At 67.2% G+C, this 15,254-nt stretch carries 13 protein-coding genes; 5 read left to right on the top strand and 8 right to left on the bottom strand.

Going from position 1 to position 15,254, the window contains the following annotated elements:
• Window positions 1-199: 199 nt before the first annotated feature.
• The 3 genes from ABWP89_RS07005 (at window position 200) to ABWP89_RS06995 (ending at window position 3,981) form a co-directional block, all read left to right on the top strand.
• Window positions 200-958 (top strand): tetratricopeptide repeat protein, encoded by a 759-nt coding sequence (locus ABWP89_RS07005; protein ID WP_353228181.1) that lies wholly within the window; start codon window positions 200-202, stop codon window positions 956-958.
• A gap of 55 nt (window positions 959-1,013) precedes the next feature.
• On the top strand, window positions 1,014-2,393 hold the full coding sequence (locus ABWP89_RS07000) for an outer membrane protein assembly factor BamB family protein (RefSeq protein ID WP_353228179.1): 1,380 nt from the start codon (window positions 1,014-1,016) through the stop codon (window positions 2,391-2,393).
• A 211-nt stretch (window positions 2,394-2,604) separates the two neighbouring features.
• Window positions 2,605-3,981 (top strand): methyltransferase family protein, encoded by a 1,377-nt coding sequence (locus tag ABWP89_RS06995; RefSeq protein WP_353228178.1) that lies wholly within the window; start codon window positions 2,605-2,607, stop codon window positions 3,979-3,981.
• 67 nt (window positions 3,982-4,048) lie between these two features.
• On the opposite strand, the gene ABWP89_RS06990 is transcribed toward ABWP89_RS06995, so the two are convergent.
• The 3 genes from ABWP89_RS06990 to ABWP89_RS06980 are packed head-to-tail and all read right to left on the bottom strand — an operon-like array spanning window position 4,049 to window position 6,523.
• Window positions 4,049-4,348 carry a putative quinol monooxygenase gene (locus tag ABWP89_RS06990; RefSeq protein WP_353228176.1) on the bottom strand — a complete coding sequence of 100 codons (300 nt, stop codon included), beginning with the start codon at window positions 4,346-4,348 and terminating at the stop codon, window positions 4,049-4,051.
• Between the two features lie 11 nt (window positions 4,349-4,359).
• Window positions 4,360-5,733 carry a glutamate--cysteine ligase gene (locus ABWP89_RS06985; RefSeq protein WP_353228175.1) on the bottom strand — a complete coding sequence of 458 codons (1,374 nt, stop codon included), beginning with the start codon at window positions 5,731-5,733 and terminating at the stop codon, window positions 4,360-4,362.
• 40 nt (window positions 5,734-5,773) lie between these two features.
• Window positions 5,774-6,523, bottom strand: coding sequence for a 16S rRNA (uracil(1498)-N(3))-methyltransferase (locus ABWP89_RS06980; protein ID WP_353228190.1), 750 nt, complete (start codon window positions 6,521-6,523; stop codon window positions 5,774-5,776).
• Window positions 6,524-6,638: 115 nt separating this feature from the next.
• On the opposite strand from ABWP89_RS06980, the gene ubiA reads away from it, so the two are divergent.
• Entirely contained in the window at window positions 6,639-7,553 is a 915-nt protein-coding gene (ubiA, locus tag ABWP89_RS06975) for a 4-hydroxybenzoate octaprenyltransferase (RefSeq protein WP_353228173.1), read from the top strand.
• Here the strand turns inward: ubiA and ABWP89_RS06970 are convergent.
• From ABWP89_RS06970 to ABWP89_RS06950, 5 genes are all read right to left on the bottom strand, one after another.
• Complete coding sequence (locus tag ABWP89_RS06970; protein ID WP_353228172.1) at window positions 7,529-8,377, bottom strand: arylamine N-acetyltransferase family protein; 849 nt, start codon at window positions 8,375-8,377, stop codon at window positions 7,529-7,531. The genes ubiA and ABWP89_RS06970 overlap by 25 nt on opposite strands.
• Complete coding sequence (locus tag ABWP89_RS06965; protein ID WP_353228171.1) at window positions 8,374-11,829, bottom strand: chromosome segregation SMC family protein; 3,456 nt, start codon at window positions 11,827-11,829, stop codon at window positions 8,374-8,376. Before ABWP89_RS06965 ends, ABWP89_RS06970 begins: the two co-directional genes overlap by 4 nt.
• Before the next feature lie 64 nt (window positions 11,830-11,893).
• Window positions 11,894-12,655: a thioredoxin domain-containing protein gene (locus tag ABWP89_RS06960; protein ID WP_353228170.1), complete on the bottom strand. Its 762-nt coding sequence runs from the start codon at window positions 12,653-12,655 to the stop codon at window positions 11,894-11,896.
• A gap of 87 nt (window positions 12,656-12,742) precedes the next feature.
• Complete coding sequence (locus ABWP89_RS06955; protein WP_353228169.1) at window positions 12,743-13,513, bottom strand: thioredoxin domain-containing protein; 771 nt, start codon at window positions 13,511-13,513, stop codon at window positions 12,743-12,745.
• A gap of 20 nt (window positions 13,514-13,533) precedes the next feature.
• Window positions 13,534-14,136: a DUF721 domain-containing protein gene (locus ABWP89_RS06950; RefSeq protein WP_353228168.1), complete on the bottom strand. Its 603-nt coding sequence runs from the start codon at window positions 14,134-14,136 to the stop codon at window positions 13,534-13,536.
• Between the two features lie 29 nt (window positions 14,137-14,165).
• Here ABWP89_RS06950 and ABWP89_RS06945 point away from each other — a divergent pair, with 29 nt between their 5' ends.
• Window positions 14,166-15,245: an A/G-specific adenine glycosylase gene (locus ABWP89_RS06945; RefSeq protein WP_353228166.1), complete on the top strand. Its 1,080-nt coding sequence runs from the start codon at window positions 14,166-14,168 to the stop codon at window positions 15,243-15,245.
• Window positions 15,246-15,254 lie beyond the last annotated feature (9 nt).

The following is a 15,254-nucleotide window of genomic DNA, read 5'->3' as shown; positions in this document are numbered from 1 at the left end:
GACCACCCATATGGTACTATCGTTGGGTGGTCGGGTGGGGGAGCGGGCCGGTGCCGACTTCCCGAAACGATAGTTTCGGGTCAGCAATGAACCGGCCCGCCGTGCGTCATTAAGGTTGAAAAGGTGCGAGGCTTCGCTAAACCGCCGCGTTATCCTTTGCATTGCCCATTTCTGATAGCCTGACCCGAAAGCATATCCCTTGGCCCTGTTTCCAAAGTCGCCGCCGACCCCCGCCAACCGTGTTGCCGAACGCAACGCGGCGCAGGAACAGGTGTTCCTGCGCGAAGTCGACGATGCCTTGCGTGAAGACGACGCGCTGCAACTGTTCCGGCGTTATGGCCTGCCGATCGGCGCCGCGATCGGGCTGGGACTGGCCGGGTTGGCCGGGTGGATGGCGTGGAACGGGCATGTCGCGGCGCAGGCCGGGCAAGCGGGCGAAGCGTTGACCGTGGCGCTGGACCAGGTTGCGGCGGGCCGCTGGGCGCCGGCGCAGACCAGCCTGGCGCAGATCGCGGCCACCGGCGGCAAGGGTTATGCCGGATCGGCCCGGCTGATCGAGGGTGGAATCGCGCTTGATCAGAAAAAACCGGCCGAAGCAGCGAAAATCTTTGCCGCCGTGGCCGCCGACGCCAATGTGCCGCAGGCCTATCGCGATCTGGCCACGGTGCGCGCCGTCGCCGCGCAGTTCGACACGCTGCCACCGCAAACGGTGATCGACCGGTTGAAACCGCTGGCCGTGCCCGGCAACGCGTGGTTTGGCAGCGCGGGCGAACTGACTGCGGTCGCGCAGATGAAGCTGGGGCACAAGGCCGAGGCCGGCGCGCTGTTTGCTGCCATGGCCAAGGATACCACGGTGCCCGAATCGCTGCGCGGGCGCGCACGCCAGCTTGCCATGCAACTGGGGGTTGATCCGGGGACCGATCCGTCGGCCGCCGGCGCACCCGCGCTTGCCCAATGATACCACACAGCACCCTGTAACCATGGGTCAGGACACGATTATGCCGGGAACGCGGATGCCGCATGAAACACTCAATGCCCGGGGCACGTTTGCGCCGGCCCCGATCGGCATGCCGCGCCGCGTCCTGGCGGTAACCGCGCTGGCCGCGCTGGCGCTGGCGCTGGGTGCGTGCAGCGGCCACCGGAGCAAGGTGAAAACCACGCCGACGCTGGGCAATCGCGTGCCGATCCTGTCGCGGATAGAGGCCAGCACCAAAGTCGATGATGGCCTGTCGAGCGTGGTGGTGGTGCTGCCCCCGCCCGAGGTGAACACCGATTGGGGCCAGGGCGGTGGCACCGGATCGAAATCCTATGGCCATGTGGCGCTGGGCGATCATCCCCGCGCGCTGTGGACGGCGCGAATTGCCGGGTCATCGCCACTGCGACGGCTGGCGGCGGCGCCGGTTATCGGTGGCGGCCGGCTCTATGCGGTTGACACGGTGGGCATGCTGCACGCCTTCAACGCCGACACGGGTAAACCGTTGTGGTCGCAAAGCTTTGACATTTCGTCTGAAACCGCAGCGGTGTTTGGCGGCGGTGCGTCATACGACGATGGCGTGGTCTATGTCACCACCGGCCTTGGCGAAGTGGCGGCGGTCGATGCCGAAAAGGGCACGGTCAAATGGCGGGTAAAGCCGCTGGGGCCGCTGCGCGGATCGCCCACGGTCGGTTATGGATCGGTGTTCGTGGTGACGCAGGACAACCAGATTGCCGCGCTCGATATCGCCACCGGCAAAACGCAGTGGAACGAATCCGGGTCGCTGGCGCAGACCGGGGTGTTTGGGGTGGCGGTGCCGGCAGTGGGCCAGGGCACGATCGTGGCGGGCTATTCATCGGGCGAACTGGTCGCCTATCGCTATGAAAACGGTCGGCAATTGTGGAACGATGCGCTGGCGCGCACATCGATCGCCACCTCTGTCTCCACGCTGACCGACATCGATGCCGATCCGATCATCGACCATGGCCGGGTCTATGCACTGGGGCAGGGCGGGCGCATGGCGGCCTATGAACTGGTGACCGGGCAGCGGGTGTGGGAACTGAATCTGGCCGGCATTTCCACCCCGGCCATCGCCGGCGAATGGATTTTTACGCTGACCGACGAAGACAAGCTGCTGTGCATTACCAAGACCACCGGCAAAGTGCGCTGGCTGTCGCAATTGCCGCGCTATCTGCACCCGAAAAAGAAAGAGGGCGCGATCCTGTGGACCGGGCCGGTGCTGGCGGGCAACCGGCTGTGGCTGGCGAGTTCGCTGGGCAACCTGTCGGTCGCTTCGGTTGAAGATGGCAAATTGACGAAGGTGTTCCACAACGATGCCGGGTTTACGCTGGCGCCGGTGGTGGCCAACAACACGTTGTATGTGCTGGACAACAGCGGCCGCATCACCGCCTATCGCTGAGAGTCTATTTTGAAAGTGCCACCCACCACCCCGCACCCCCGTCCCAACTGCCCACAGGGTACCTTAACCGGGCGGCTGGGCCGGGGGCACGGGCCGGTGGGTGGCACAAAGTCGCCTATAAGCGACTTTCGCAGCGGACTCTGATCGGTCACGGGTTTTGCCCGGGCGCTTCACCATTTCTTGGGGCATTGGCGGGTATGACCAACGCGCGATGACCCGATCAACCGAACCCGATGCCACCCGGCCTGCCCGCCCCGCCAGCGACGTTTCCGCCGGTGTCGGGCTGTCGGGACTGGCCGGTTTGCTGGCGTGGTTGCTGATTTGCCGCAATTGGGGCGTGATCGGCGATGCGTTGGCGCTGCCCGGGCCGCATGCGCCGCTGATCGGGCCATATGCGGCGCTGGCCGCGCTGATCGCGTCGGGCGTGCCGATGGTGGCCTGGTCGATGGTGGTCGACAAAGTCCACCTGCGGCCCTCGACCGGGATCGACTGGGCCAACCCGCGTCCTTTGCGCGATGTGGTCGATGGCGCGATTACCAAACTGGCCGGGCTATGGGCGACCTGGGCGCTGATCGCGTTCATCTATGGCCTGGGGCGCTGGTACTGGCGCGGCAATTATCTGTTTGCGATGGATTTGTTTGCCAATGCGGCGCCGCTGCTGTTCCTGGGCGCGATCCCCTATGTGCTTTGGCTGGATCGGGTGCTGATCAACCCGCGCGACGGCGCGTGGCATTTTGGCGCGATGCTGATCGGGCGCGAAGCCTGGGATGCCGACGAAGTCTGGCACCATCTGCGCAGCTGGGCGGTCAAAGGCTTTTTCATCGCGTTCATGCTGTCGATTGTCACGATCGGTTTCATGGAAGAGGTGCGCGCCGATTTCATCCACCTGGCCGGCAACCCGGTCACCATCGGCAATGTCATGATCGATTTCATGTTCATGGTTGATGTGCAGATCGCGATGGTCGGCTATCTGCTGACGATCAAACCGCTTGATGCGCATATCCGCACCGCCAATCCGCTGCTGGCAGGGTGGGTGTCGGCGCTGCTGTGCTATCCGCCGTTCAACACCGTACCGCTGCTCGATTACCACCAGAACACTGCCGACTGGTCGGTGTGGCTGGCGGGATTGCCGGCGCTGCAATGGCTGTGGGCGGGGCTGCTGGTGGGGCTGACGGCGATCTATGCCTGGGCGACGGTGGCGTTTGGCCTGCGCTTTTCCAACCTCACCTATCGCGGTGTGCTGACCAACGGGCCCTATGCCTGGACGCGCCACCCGGCCTATCTGGCCAAGAACAGTTTCTGGTGGTTGCAGACGCTGCCGTTTCTGGTGACCACCCATTCACCGGTCGATGCGGTGCGCAACACCGCCGCGCTCGCGCTGCTGAGCGCGGTCTATTACTGGCGCGCCCGCACTGAGGAGGCGCATCTGCTGGCCGCCGACGCCAAATACCGCGCGTACCATGCGTGGATGAGCGATTACGGCCCGATCACCGCGCGGTTCAACGCGCTGGGGCGCTGGATATTGCAGCGGCGTGCGAATCGCGCTGGCGCCGCACACCAGGTTGCTGAAACCACCGACGCGCAATAAGCGCGCGTCTTCCCCCCTCCCCTTCAGGGGTGGGGCTTTATCATTTATTTTCAATGTAATCCGGCAATCAGACCGCGACGCCCTCGTCGGATTCAAACACGCGGATGTCGCGTTCCGACAGGTTCAGATCACCGCGTTCGGCAATCCACGCCTGCATATGCGCGCTTTTGAAATGTGCGGTCAGCGCATCGCGGTCGCGCCATTTTTCGCTGACGTGGATCAGGCCGGGGTCAAACAGGTCCTGCGCATAGCTATAGGCGATGCAGCCATCCTCGGCGCGGGTGGCCATGACCACGCGTTCGGCCATCGGCAATGCGGCGGCCAGGTTTTCGGGCGGCAGGCGAAATGTTCCGGCGATCAGGATCATGGTGTCGTCCTTCAAAAGCTCGATTGGTCGTAAATCCGCGACACATCACCGGCCCACGGGCCATTGTAGAGGTCCAACAGCTGTTCCGACGAGGTTTTTCCGCGCGACAGCACCTCTTCCAGCGGCATCAGGTATCCGGTTTCGTTGTCGCCAGCGGCGTTCAGCCGCCCGCGCGACGCCAGGCCGGCGCGCGCAATGCCCAGCACCGTGCCGGCAATATCGCGCAGCGTGCCACCACCCGGCAGTGGTGCGTTCAGTCCCAGCCGCGGCACTGCTTCGCGCAAGCGCTCGCGTCCGGCCATGTCCCAGTCCTTGACCAGGTCCCACGCTGCATCCAGCGCGCCCTGATCGTACAGCAACCCTACCCAGAACGCGGGCAGCGCACAAATGCGGCTCCACGGACCGCCATCGGCGCCGCGCATTTCCAGAAACGATTTCAGCCGCACTTCGGGAAAGGCGGTCGACATATGGTCGGTCCAGTCGGACGGACGCGGCTTTTCGCCCGGCAGTGCGGGCAGCCGTCCATCCAGGAAATCGCGGAACGATTGCCCTGCCGCATCGATATATTTGCCATCGCGATAGACAAAATACATCGGCACATCGAGCATGTAGTCGACATAGCGTTCATAGCCGAAACCGTCTTCGAATACGAATGGCAGCATGCCGGTGCGGCGCGGATCGGTGTCGGACCAGATGTGGCTGCGGTACGACAGAAAACCGTTGCGCTTGCCTTCCAGAAACGGTGAATTGGCAAACAACGCGGTCGCCAGCGGTTGCAGCGCCAGACTGGTGCGGAATTTCTTCACCATGTCGGCCTCGCTCGCATAGTCGAGGTTGACCTGGATGGTGCAGGTGCGCAGCATCATGTCCAGCCCCATGCTGCCCACGCGCGGCATGTGGCGCAGCATGATGGCATAACGGCCCTTGGGCATGATCGGCAGGTCGGCGCGTGTCTTGTCTGGCCACAGCCCCAGCCCGAGGTAACCCAGCCCCAGCCGGTCGCCCACGGTTTTCACTTGCGCCAGGTGCCGCCCGGTTTCCTCACACGTCAGGTGCAGGTTTTCCAGCGGCGCGCCCGACAGTTCCAGCTGTCCGGCCGGTTCCAGGCTGACCGCACCGTCGGCGCCCGACAGCGCGATGACATGGCCGCCCTCGATCACCGGTTCCCAGCCGAATTCGGTCAGCCCCATCAGCAGATCGCGGATGCCGCCGGGTTCGTCATAGCCGGGCGCGCGGTGGTCGGCCTTGCGATAGACGAACTTTTCGTGCTCGGTGCCGATGCGCCAGCGTTCGGGAGGCTTTTCGCCCTTTTGCATGGGGGCGATCAAGGCCTCGCGGTCCTCGATCAGGGGTTCGTTATGGTCGGATTCCTGCCGCGTGCTCATGCCCGCACCCGATAAAGATGGAATAGGTTTCGCGCTACAACTATTCTTTCCAGTCGCCGACAATCCCCATCCACAACGCGATCGATGCAATCGCCGCGGTTTCCCCGCGCAGCACGCGCGGGCCCAGCGTGATCGGCACGGCGCACGGGTGCGCGCGGATCGCGGCGCGTTCGGCATCGTCAAACCCGCCCTCTGGGCCGATCAGCAGCGCGGCCGGGCCGGCATGCCCGGCAAAGCTGTCCGCCGCCGGTGCGCCGCCGGCCTCATCGGCAAAGAACAGCGCGCGCCCGGCGGGCCAGCCGGCCAGCAGCGCGGCCAGGGTGACTGGCGCGTGCGCCACCGGCAGCGCGGTGCGCGCGCATTGCTCTGCCGCCTCGATCAGCGTGGCGCGCACGCGATCCGGGTTGATGTGGGTTGCCACGCAGCGCCGCGTCAGCACGGCATGAATTTCCGCCACGCCAAGCTCGCAGGCCTTTTCCAGCACCAGGTCAAACCGGTCTTTTTTCAGCAGCGCCGCGCACAGCCACAGATCGGGCACGTCCTCCCGCACCCGCAGCAGGCGCTCCACCCGCAGCGTCAGATCGCGCTTGCCCGCCGCTTCCACTGTGGCCACCCATTCGCCGGTCTGATCATCGCACAGGATGACCGCGTCGCCGGGACCAAGCCGCATCACTTTGCCCAGATAATGCGCCTGCGGCCCGTCCACCGCCACGCCCGCGCCCATGGCCAGCGGACCGGGCACAAACAGACGTGGGGCCGACCGGGGCGGCCAGGCGGGTGTTGCGGGCAGGTGGGTCGGTGCGGCGTTGGTGGGTTGGGGATCGGTCATGGGGCGGGTCTAGAATGACGTGCCGCTCACGGCAATCATGCTTGCCTCACGCCCTTGTGCAGCGCAGGAGAAAGCCATGACCGATGCCGCCACAATCGTTCCCGACAGCCAGCATCGCGGCCTTGTCGCGCGCCTGCCGCAGGGGGTGCGCAACTATGCACTGCTGGCGCGTTTCGATCGCCCGATCGGGTGGTGGTTGCTGTTCTGGCCTTGCGCGTGGGGGCTGTTTCTGGGCGGCGGTACGGCGCAATGGGGCGTGTGCGCGTGGATGCTGCTGGGCGCGGTGGTCATGCGCGGCGCAGGCTGTGTGTACAACGACATTGTCGATGCCGATATCGATGCGCGGGTGGCGCGCACGGCGGCGCGGCCGATTGCCAGCGGGGCGGTGTCGAAACGCGCCGCGTGGCTGTGGATAATGGCGCTGGCCGCCGTCGGCCTGGTGGTGCTGCTGCAATTGCGGTGGCAGGCGCAGATCGTCGCGCTGGGCAGTCTGGGGCTGGTCGCGGCCTATCCGTTCATGAAACGGATTACCGGCTGGCCGCAGGCGTGGCTGGGGCTGGTGTTCACCTGGGGCGCGCCGACCGGGTATGTGCAGGCGACCGGATTTGACAATCTGTGGCCGCTGGCGCCGCTGTACTTCGGATGCTGGGCGTGGTGCATGGGCTATGACACGATCTATGCCTGCCAGGACCGCGAGGATGACGCGCTGGTGGGGATCGGATCATCGGCGCTGTCGTTCGGGCGGCACGTGCGCGCCGGGGTGATCGCGCTTTATGCGCTGGCGCTGGCCGGCTGGGGCGGGGCGATCTGGCTGGTGCGGCCCGAACCGCTGGCCCTGGTCGCGCTGGTGCCGGTGGCGGTGCATCTGGGGTGGCAGGCGGTAACGCTGCATGCGGATGATGGCGACGGCGCGTTGCAGCGTTTCCGTGCCAACCGCTTTGCCGGATTGCTGATGGCGGCGGCGTGCTATGTGGTCGGCGCGACCGCCTGATCGGGAAACAGCGCGGCATGGCGCGCGGCCACAGTGGGCCAGATCTGCGCGGCATGCGGCACGTTCAGCACGAACCGGTCGCGCAGCACGGCGACCAGATCATCGGCGTCGGCAATCAGGCGTTGGTGCGCGCCCGCCACCGTGGTTTCCACCAGCACGCGCCCGCGCAAAGCCAGATCGATGCCATCGGCGCGGCGTTGCACGACCAGGTTCTGCACAAAAGGCGATGCCGGATTGCTGGCCTGCCACGCGCAGACTTGCGCCAGCAAGGCTTCATCCGCCGGGGTGGCGGCAAAGTGGTACTGCATCACCCGCGATCCCAGATCGACGGCCAGCGTCCAGGCGCCAATATCGGCGGAGGACAGCGTAACCGTCCAGGGCGGTTGCGACCATGCCCCCGATTCCAGCGGCAATGGTGAAGACAGCCAGCTGGAAAACCCCGCATCGACCAGCCAGGGCCTGTCCAGCGATACCAGCAGCGCCAGATGCGACCCCATCGCCGGCAACCCGCTGTCATCGCGTAACACCCCGCCGCACAGCCGCGTGACCGCAAAGCCGATCGCTGCCAGCGCCCGGCCCAGCACGCCGTTGTGTTCATAACACCAGCCACCGCGCCCGGCCGTAACCAGCTTGGCAAAGGCGGCCTCAGGGTCCAGCGTCGGCGGCAGACCCAGTTGCACATCGATGTTTTCAAACGGAATTGCGGCGCAATGCGCGGCGTGGATCGCACGCAGTGTGGCCAGATCGGGATTGAGCGCGCCGGCATATCCGATCCGCGCGCAATAGGCCGCGAGGTGCGCTGGCGACAGCGGTGCCGGGGTCATTGCGCGGTGGCCAGCAATTGTTCCGCCCCGCCCAGATCGACGCTGACCAGCCGCGACACACCGCGTTCAACCATCGTCACGCCGAACAGGCGGTGCATCCGGCTCATCGTTACGGCGTTGTGCGTCACGATCAGATAGCGGGTGCGGGTTTCATCGACCATCGCGTCCAGCATGTCGCAGAACCGTTCGACATTGGCATCATCCAGCGGCGCATCGACCTCGTCCAGCACGCAGATCGGTGCAGGATTGGTCAGGAACAGCCCGAAAATCAGCGCCACCGCGGTCAGCGCCTGTTCGCCGCCCGACAGCAGCGTCAGCGATTGCAATTTCTTGCCCGGCGGCTGGGCAAAGATTTCCAGGCCGGCCTCCAGCGGATCGTCGCTGTCGATCAGCGCCAGATGCGCTTCTCCCCCGTCGAACAAGCGGCTGAACAGGCGGCGAAAATGCGCGTCGACCGCTTCGAATGCGGCGCGCAGACGTTCGCGCCCTTCGCGATTGAGCGCGCCGATCGACCCGCGCAGGCGCCCGACCGCCTCCAGCAATTCGGCGCGTTCGTGGATGGTGGTGGCATGATCGGCCTCGGCCTGGGCCAGATCGTCGGCGGCGACCAGGTTGACCGGGCCCAGCCGTTCGCGATCGGCAATCAGCCGGTCGTGGTCGGCGCTGACTTCGCTGGCGCTGGCGACGGTGGCGCTGTCAAAGCCCAGCCGCGCGGGCAGCAGCGGCGGCGGGCACTGAAACCGCTCACCCGCGATGGCCGCCATTTCCTGCCGGCGCTGGTCTTCGTTCTGCACCCGTGCCGCCAGCCCGGCGCGGGTTTCGCGCGCGTCTGCCAGCGCCTCGGTCGCACTGGCAAAGGCGCGTCCGGCGGCTTGCGCCTGCGCCTCGGCTGCTGTCTGCGTGGCTTCGGCCAGTTTCAGTTCGGTGGCCAGCGAATCGCGCAAGCTGCTGCCGGCGTCGATTTCGGTGGCCAGTGCGACCGGTTTGGCGGCGTTGATCGCGCGTTCGGCGGCCAGCTCTTCACCCCGCGTGACCATGTCGGCCAGCCGCCGCGCGGCATCGCCCGCGCGCGACTGCCAGTTGCGCAGATCGCTTTTCTGCGCGGCCAGCCGTTCACGCCCCACCGCAATCGCCTGGTCAGCGGCGGCCAGTGCGGCGGTTGCGGTTTGCAGCGTGGTGCGCGCGGTGTGGTTGCGTGCGCGCGCGGCATCGAGCGCGGCGCGCCCGGCGGCGGGATCGGGCAGGGCACTGCGTCGCCGCTCCGCCTCGGCCAGATCGGCGCCGGCCGCCACGCGTTGCTGGTCATGGTCGGATGCGCTGCGGGCCAGATCAGCAGCGCGGGTCTGACGCAACGACGCCGCTGCCTGCGCCGCGTCATGCGCGCGCAATGCGGCGCGTTCGGCATCGCCGGCGGCGGCCAATGTGCGTTCACAGGTGGCCAGATCGGATTGCACCGTGGCCAGTGCGGCGCGTGCAGCCGCATCGGCGGCGATCGCGTCGGACGCTGCTTCGCGCCGTTCGGGCAGCAGGGCCTGCAACGCGCTCAGCCGGTTTTCCGCCGCGAACACCGCCGCTTCCGCCGCGCCTTCGCCCGCAGCGACAAACCCGTCCCAGCGGCGCAGGCGTCCGCCGTGGGTGACCAGCCATTCGCCCGGCGCCAGCACCTGGCCGGAATCGGCCTCGGCCACGCGCACCAGCGCCAGCCGCGCGGCCAGTTCGGCCGGTGCGGCGGTGACATGGTGCGCCAGCGCATCCGCCAGCGGCGCGGGGGCAGTGGCGCCGGTCCAGAACCGGCCCTCTGCGGTTGCGCCGGGCAGCGGCCCCAGTGGCGCCTGCGCATCGCGGCCCAGCACCGCCGCCAGCGCGCGTTCATAGCCAGGCGCCACGCGCGTGGCCGACAGGGCTGTGGCGGCTTTCCCGGCCTGGGTGGTGGCCCGGTCGCGCGCGGCGCGGTCGCGCGAGAGCGCCTCTGCCTCACGCTCTATCCCGGCCAGATCGGCGCGCGCGGTGGCCAAGCTTTGTGCGGCGGCATCGCGCGCCTCGGTCAGAGATTCCCGCCGCGCATTCAGGTGCGCGCGGGTTTCGCGCGACGAGGCCACTGCGGCGGCGGCGGTGGCGCGCGCCGTTTCGGCCTCGCCCAGCCGCGCGGCGGGGTCGGGTTCACGCGCCAGCGCCTCTGCCTGTGCGGCAATGCGCGCGGCATCGGCGTCGGCACGGGCCTGGCGCTGGCGCGCGGCGGTCACGGCCGCCTCTGCCACGCGCCATTCGGCATCGATCCCGGCCTGTTCGGCGGTGGCGGTCGCCAGCGCGAGTTCGGCATTGCGGCTGTCGGCCTCTGCCCGGTCGCGCGCGGCGCGCAATGCAGGGCGGGCGTCGTCTTCGGCGGTTTGCGCGGCTTCGGCACTGGCGATGTCGCGCACCAGCCGGCTTTGCGCTTCGGCCGCGTCGCGCGACAGGCGGTCGGCCGCATCGCGGTCGGCGGAAATGCGCGCGATCTGGCGGTCGATATCGCTCAGGCGGTCTTCGGCCGCCGACAATTGCGCCAGCAATGCGGTCATGCGCTGCGCGTGCGCCTGCGCATCCTGGCGGCGGTCAAACAGCGTTTCGCGCGCGGTGTTCAGCGCGGCGGTGGCCTGGGTCTGCGCGGTCTGTGCGGTCTGCGCGGCGGTTTGTGCGGTGGTGACGGCGGCCTCGGCACTGGCCAGCGCGGCGCGCGCGTCGTCCGCCGCCGCCGCGGCATCGCGCCAGCGGGCGAACACCAGCATGGCCTCCGCCACGCGGATCGCTGCGCTGAGCGCGGTATAGCGTTCGGCGGCGCGGGCCTGCCGGCGCAGTGTGCCGATCCGCGCGTCCAGCCCGGCCACCAGATCGTCCAGCCGGCCCAGATTGGTTTCGGTCGCGCGCAACCGTGCCTCTGCATCGCGGCGGCGCACATGCAGCCCGGCGATGCCGGCCGCCTCTTCCAGCATCATCCGGCGTTCGGCGGGTTTGGCGGCGATCACCGCGGCAATGCGCCCCTGGCTGACCAGCGCCGGGCTGTGTGCGCCGGTGGCGGCATCGGCAAACACCAGCGCGACATCGCGCGCGCGCACATCGCGGCCATTCAGGCGATAGACGCTGCCCGCGCCGCGTTCGATCCGCCGCACCACTTCCAGGTCTTCGTCGTCAGTGCCAGGTTGGGCGCCGGGCTGTTCGCGCGTGGTGGTCAGCGTGACTTCGGCAAAATCGCGCGCCGGGCGCCGGGTGGTGCCGGCAAAGATCACGTCGTCCATGCCGCCGCCGCGCATGGCCCGGGCAGACCCTTCGCCCATGACCCAGCGGATCGCTTCCAGCAGGTTGGATTTGCCGCAACCGTTGGGCCCGACGATGCCGGTCAGCCCGGGTTCGATGCGCAGATCAGCGGGCTCGACAAAGCTTTTGAAGCCGGTCAGTCGAAGCCGCTTGAACTGCATCAAAGCGTCCCCCCGACGCTGGCGATCATGGTACCGGCCGCGCGGCCGGTATTATCGATACCGGTTACCGCGCGCCGGCCTTTTGCAACAAGGGCTCCAGCCCGTCCCATGACGCCACATCGACATTGCGCCCGTTCAGGATGAACGCCGGGGTGCCGGTCACGTTGAAATCGCGCGTCGCCTTGTCGGTGGCACTGGCCAGCGCGCTGGCGCGGCCGACATCGTTCAGGCAGGTTGAACCCTGCCCGGTGGCAATGCCGCGCTGGGCAAAGAATTCGTTCATGCCGGTGATCCGCGCGATCATGGTCGGGCGCTGGTTGGCGGGCAACGTCTGGATCTGCTGCATCGCGCTGTCGCCCGCCGCCTTCAGATTGGTGAACATCGTCGGCTGCCACGCCCAGAACTGTTCGGCCATCGGGATCACCGTTTCGGGCGCATTGGCACAGGTGGCCAGCAGCACCGACGGCACATCCAGCGGGTTGAGCATATAGAACCGCAGTTCATAGCTGACGCGGCCCGAATTCACATAGTCATCGCGCAGTTTGGGAAAGCCCTCGGTCGCGAACGCCGCGCAGTGCGAACACGACAGCGCGCCATATTCCACCAGTTTCAGCGGTGCATCGGGGTTGCCCATCAGATAGCCCCCATCGGGCGTGGCGACGATCACATCGCTCCATTGCTTGCCTGCCGGCGCGGCGACTTTGGCAATCGCGGTGTCGGCGACCGGCGCGGTATCGGCCTTTTTGCCACAGGCGGTCAGACCGAACGCGATCGGCAGCATGGCAACGGTCAGCGCGGCGGTACGAAGGGGGCGGGTCAGGGTCATCGGTTTTGTCAGCTTTCCGGTCGGTATATCGGCGATGTAAAGCATCGGGCAGGCGGCGGGTCAACGCGTAGTGGTCAGTGCGGGTGATCAGCGCAGACGCGCGTCAATCTGCGGTTTCAGCACTTCCCAGCTATAAGTGCCGGTCAGCGTCACCCCGTTGATCAGGAAACCGGGGGTGCCGTTGATGAAATCCTTTTCCGTGGCAGCGGCGGTGCGTTTGGCCAGGCGGTCGGCCCTGGCCTTGTCCGACAGGCAGCGGTCCATTTCGGCGCGGGTATAGCCGCGGCGTTCCATCAGGTCATACAGGTGCAGGTCGGATGCGATGGCGCGCATCTTGGTGCCGAAATCGGGGCTTTCCCAGCGGCCCTTTTGCGCCTCTGTCAGCGCGCCGACCGGCGCCATCCAGGTGCGTTGCCCGGCCAGCAGCGCCTGGGTGTTGCCGAAAAATTTCGACGTTGCCCCGCATTCGGCCAGCAGCGCTGCCGCCAGATCCAGCCCGTTGCGCAGGAACGGGCGGATTTCATACGTGCCCTTGCCCGGCGCGATCATGCCCAGCCGCAGCTGTGCATCGGCCTCCGCCTCAAAATCCGCGCAATGCGGGCAGGTATAGCTAAGATAGGCTACCAGGTGGAGCGGCGCGTCCGGGTTGCCCAGCATATAGCCTTCATCCGGGGTGCGTGTGACGGTCGCGTTCCAGTTGGGGGTCTTGGCCGATTGCGCCGGCGATGCGGTCGGGTGGGCGGCGGGCGTGACACGCGGGGCGGGGCGGGCCTGGCTGGCGGGTATCCCCATGATCATCGCCACGGCAAGCACACCGGCGGCAATCAACGCGGTCAGGCGGTTACGCATGTTCGGCATCGGCATTTCCTCATTTACCCCTATCGCACTTTGGCCGGGCGGCCCGGCCCGGTGCCGCCACCGGCTTTGCCCTCGGTCGCATTGTTGACCCGGTCCAGACTGCGCGCCAGCGATTCCAGCACGGTGCGCAATTCGGGATCGCCGATGTCGCGCAGGCTGTCGCCCAGTTCGATCGGCACCGGTTTCAACGATGGCGGCGCGCCTGCAGGGGCCGCGGTGTTGCGCGCGACACTAGCGCCGGCTGGCTGAACCGCACCTTGCCGCATGCGCACTTGCGCGACTGCGCGATAGCCAAAGAACCGGTTCACGCGTTCGATGATTTCGGGCACGACATGCTGTATCATCGGCGCGTGCGCCGGGCTGACCACCAGATGCAGCGTCCCTTCGGCCTTTTCCCCCACCGGAAACCGGATCGATTCGGGCAGGCAATGGCGGGCATGCACAGGCCCGACAATTTCGGGCCAGCGCGTCACCACGCTCGATTGCACAAAGCCAAAGCGGCGAAACGCGGTGCGGCCGACCGCTGGCATCAGATCGCCGATCACGCGCGCCTCTCCGCCACGCGCGCGTTCATAAGTGCGCGCGGCGTCTTTTGGCTTGGCACCTTTGGGGTCACGTTCCATCACGGGCAAAGCCATGCCATAGCCGGGCGATGCAGACCAGCACCCAGACCGATCGATCCCCATCCTTTGCGCAGGGTTCCGTGGCCGGCCGCCTGCTGGAATGGTACGATGGCCACGCGCGCGGGCTGCCCTGGCGCAGCCCGCCGGGAACGCCCCCGCCCGATCCCTATCGCGTGTGGTTGTCAGAGGTGATGCTGCAACAGACCACGGTCATGGCGGTAAAACCCTATTTCACCCGCTTTACCGAACGCTGGCCCACCGTGGCCGATCTGGCCGCGGCGGATGAGGCAGCGGTGATGGCGGCGTGGGCGGGGCTGGGCTATTACAGCCGCGCGCGCAACCTGATCGCGTGCGCGCGCGTGGTGGCGCAGGCGGGCGGCTTTCCGGATACGGAGGAAGCCTTGCGCGCGCTGCCGGGGCTGGGCGCCTATACCGCGGCGGCGGTGGCGGCGATCGCGTTTGGCCGGCCGGCGGTGGTGGTCGATGCCAATGTCGAACGCGTGGTTGCGCGCCTGTTCGCGATTACCGACCCGCTGCCGCGCGCACGCCCGGTGATTCGCGAACGTGCGGCGGCGATCACGCCCGCCACGCGCGCCGGCGATTTTGCGCAAGCCATGATGGACCTGGGCGCCACCATCTGCACATCGCGCAATCCGCGCTGCCTGTTGTGCCCGTTGCGCGCGGGCTGTCTGGCCGATGCACAAGGCATCGCCGCCACGCTGCCGGTAAAGGCCGCAAAAGCGCCAAAGCCGCAGCGCACCGGGCATGCCTGGTGGATCGAACGCGATGGCGCGGTGTGGCTGGTCACCCGGCCGGGCAAAGGCATGCTGGGCGGTATGCGCGCGCTGCCCGATGATGGCTGGGCCGCGCGCGCCGATGGCGATGGCCAACCGCCGTTTGCCGGGGAATGGCGCAGCGGCGGGGTGGTGCGGCACAGCTTCACCCATTTCGATCTCGATTTGCAATTGATGCTTTGCGCCGCCGATGATTTCGGGCACCAATTGGCTGCGAATGCCGATGGCGCGTTCTGGCCGATCGACCAGATCGATCAGGCCGGGCTGCCAACCGTGTTTGCCAAGGCAGCACAGCTGGCGCTGGCGGAACGATAAGACGTGAAC

This window comes from Novosphingobium sp., assembly GCF_040398825.1.
Taxonomy (GTDB): domain Bacteria; phylum Pseudomonadota; class Alphaproteobacteria; order Sphingomonadales; family Sphingomonadaceae; genus Novosphingobium.
The sequence above is the reverse complement of the archived record's forward strand: the minus strand, read 5'-3'. Positions and strand labels throughout refer to the sequence as shown.

What these genes read in the sequence shown, in the direction of transcription:
- ABWP89_RS07000 (WP_353228179.1), top strand. Translation starts at nt 1,014, where the DNA reads ATGCCGCATGAAACACTCAATGCCCGGGGCACGTTTGCGCCGGCCCCG.
- ABWP89_RS06995 (WP_353228178.1), top strand. Translation starts at nt 2,605, where the DNA reads ATGACCCGATCAACCGAACCCGATGCCACCCGGCCTGCCCGCCCCGCC.
- ABWP89_RS06990 (WP_353228176.1), bottom strand. Translation starts at nt 4,348, where the DNA reads ATGATCCTGATCGCCGGAACATTTCGCCTGCCGCCCGAAAACCTGGCC.
- ABWP89_RS06985 (WP_353228175.1), bottom strand. Translation starts at nt 5,733, where the DNA reads ATGAGCACGCGGCAGGAATCCGACCATAACGAACCCCTGATCGAGGAC.
- ubiA (WP_353228173.1), top strand. Translation starts at nt 6,639, where the DNA reads ATGACCGATGCCGCCACAATCGTTCCCGACAGCCAGCATCGCGGCCTT.
- ABWP89_RS06970 (WP_353228172.1), bottom strand. Translation starts at nt 8,377, where the DNA reads ATGACCCCGGCACCGCTGTCGCCAGCGCACCTCGCGGCCTATTGCGCG.
- ABWP89_RS06965 (WP_353228171.1), bottom strand. Translation starts at nt 11,829, where the DNA reads ATGCAGTTCAAGCGGCTTCGACTGACCGGCTTCAAAAGCTTTGTCGAG.
- ABWP89_RS06960 (WP_353228170.1), bottom strand. Translation starts at nt 12,655, where the DNA reads ATGACCCTGACCCGCCCCCTTCGTACCGCCGCGCTGACCGTTGCCATG.
- ABWP89_RS06955 (WP_353228169.1), bottom strand. Translation starts at nt 13,513, where the DNA reads ATGCCGAACATGCGTAACCGCCTGACCGCGTTGATTGCCGCCGGTGTG.
- ABWP89_RS06950 (WP_353228168.1), bottom strand. Translation starts at nt 14,136, where the DNA reads ATGGAACGTGACCCCAAAGGTGCCAAGCCAAAAGACGCCGCGCGCACT.
- ABWP89_RS06945 (WP_353228166.1), top strand. Translation starts at nt 14,166, where the DNA reads ATGCAGACCAGCACCCAGACCGATCGATCCCCATCCTTTGCGCAGGGT.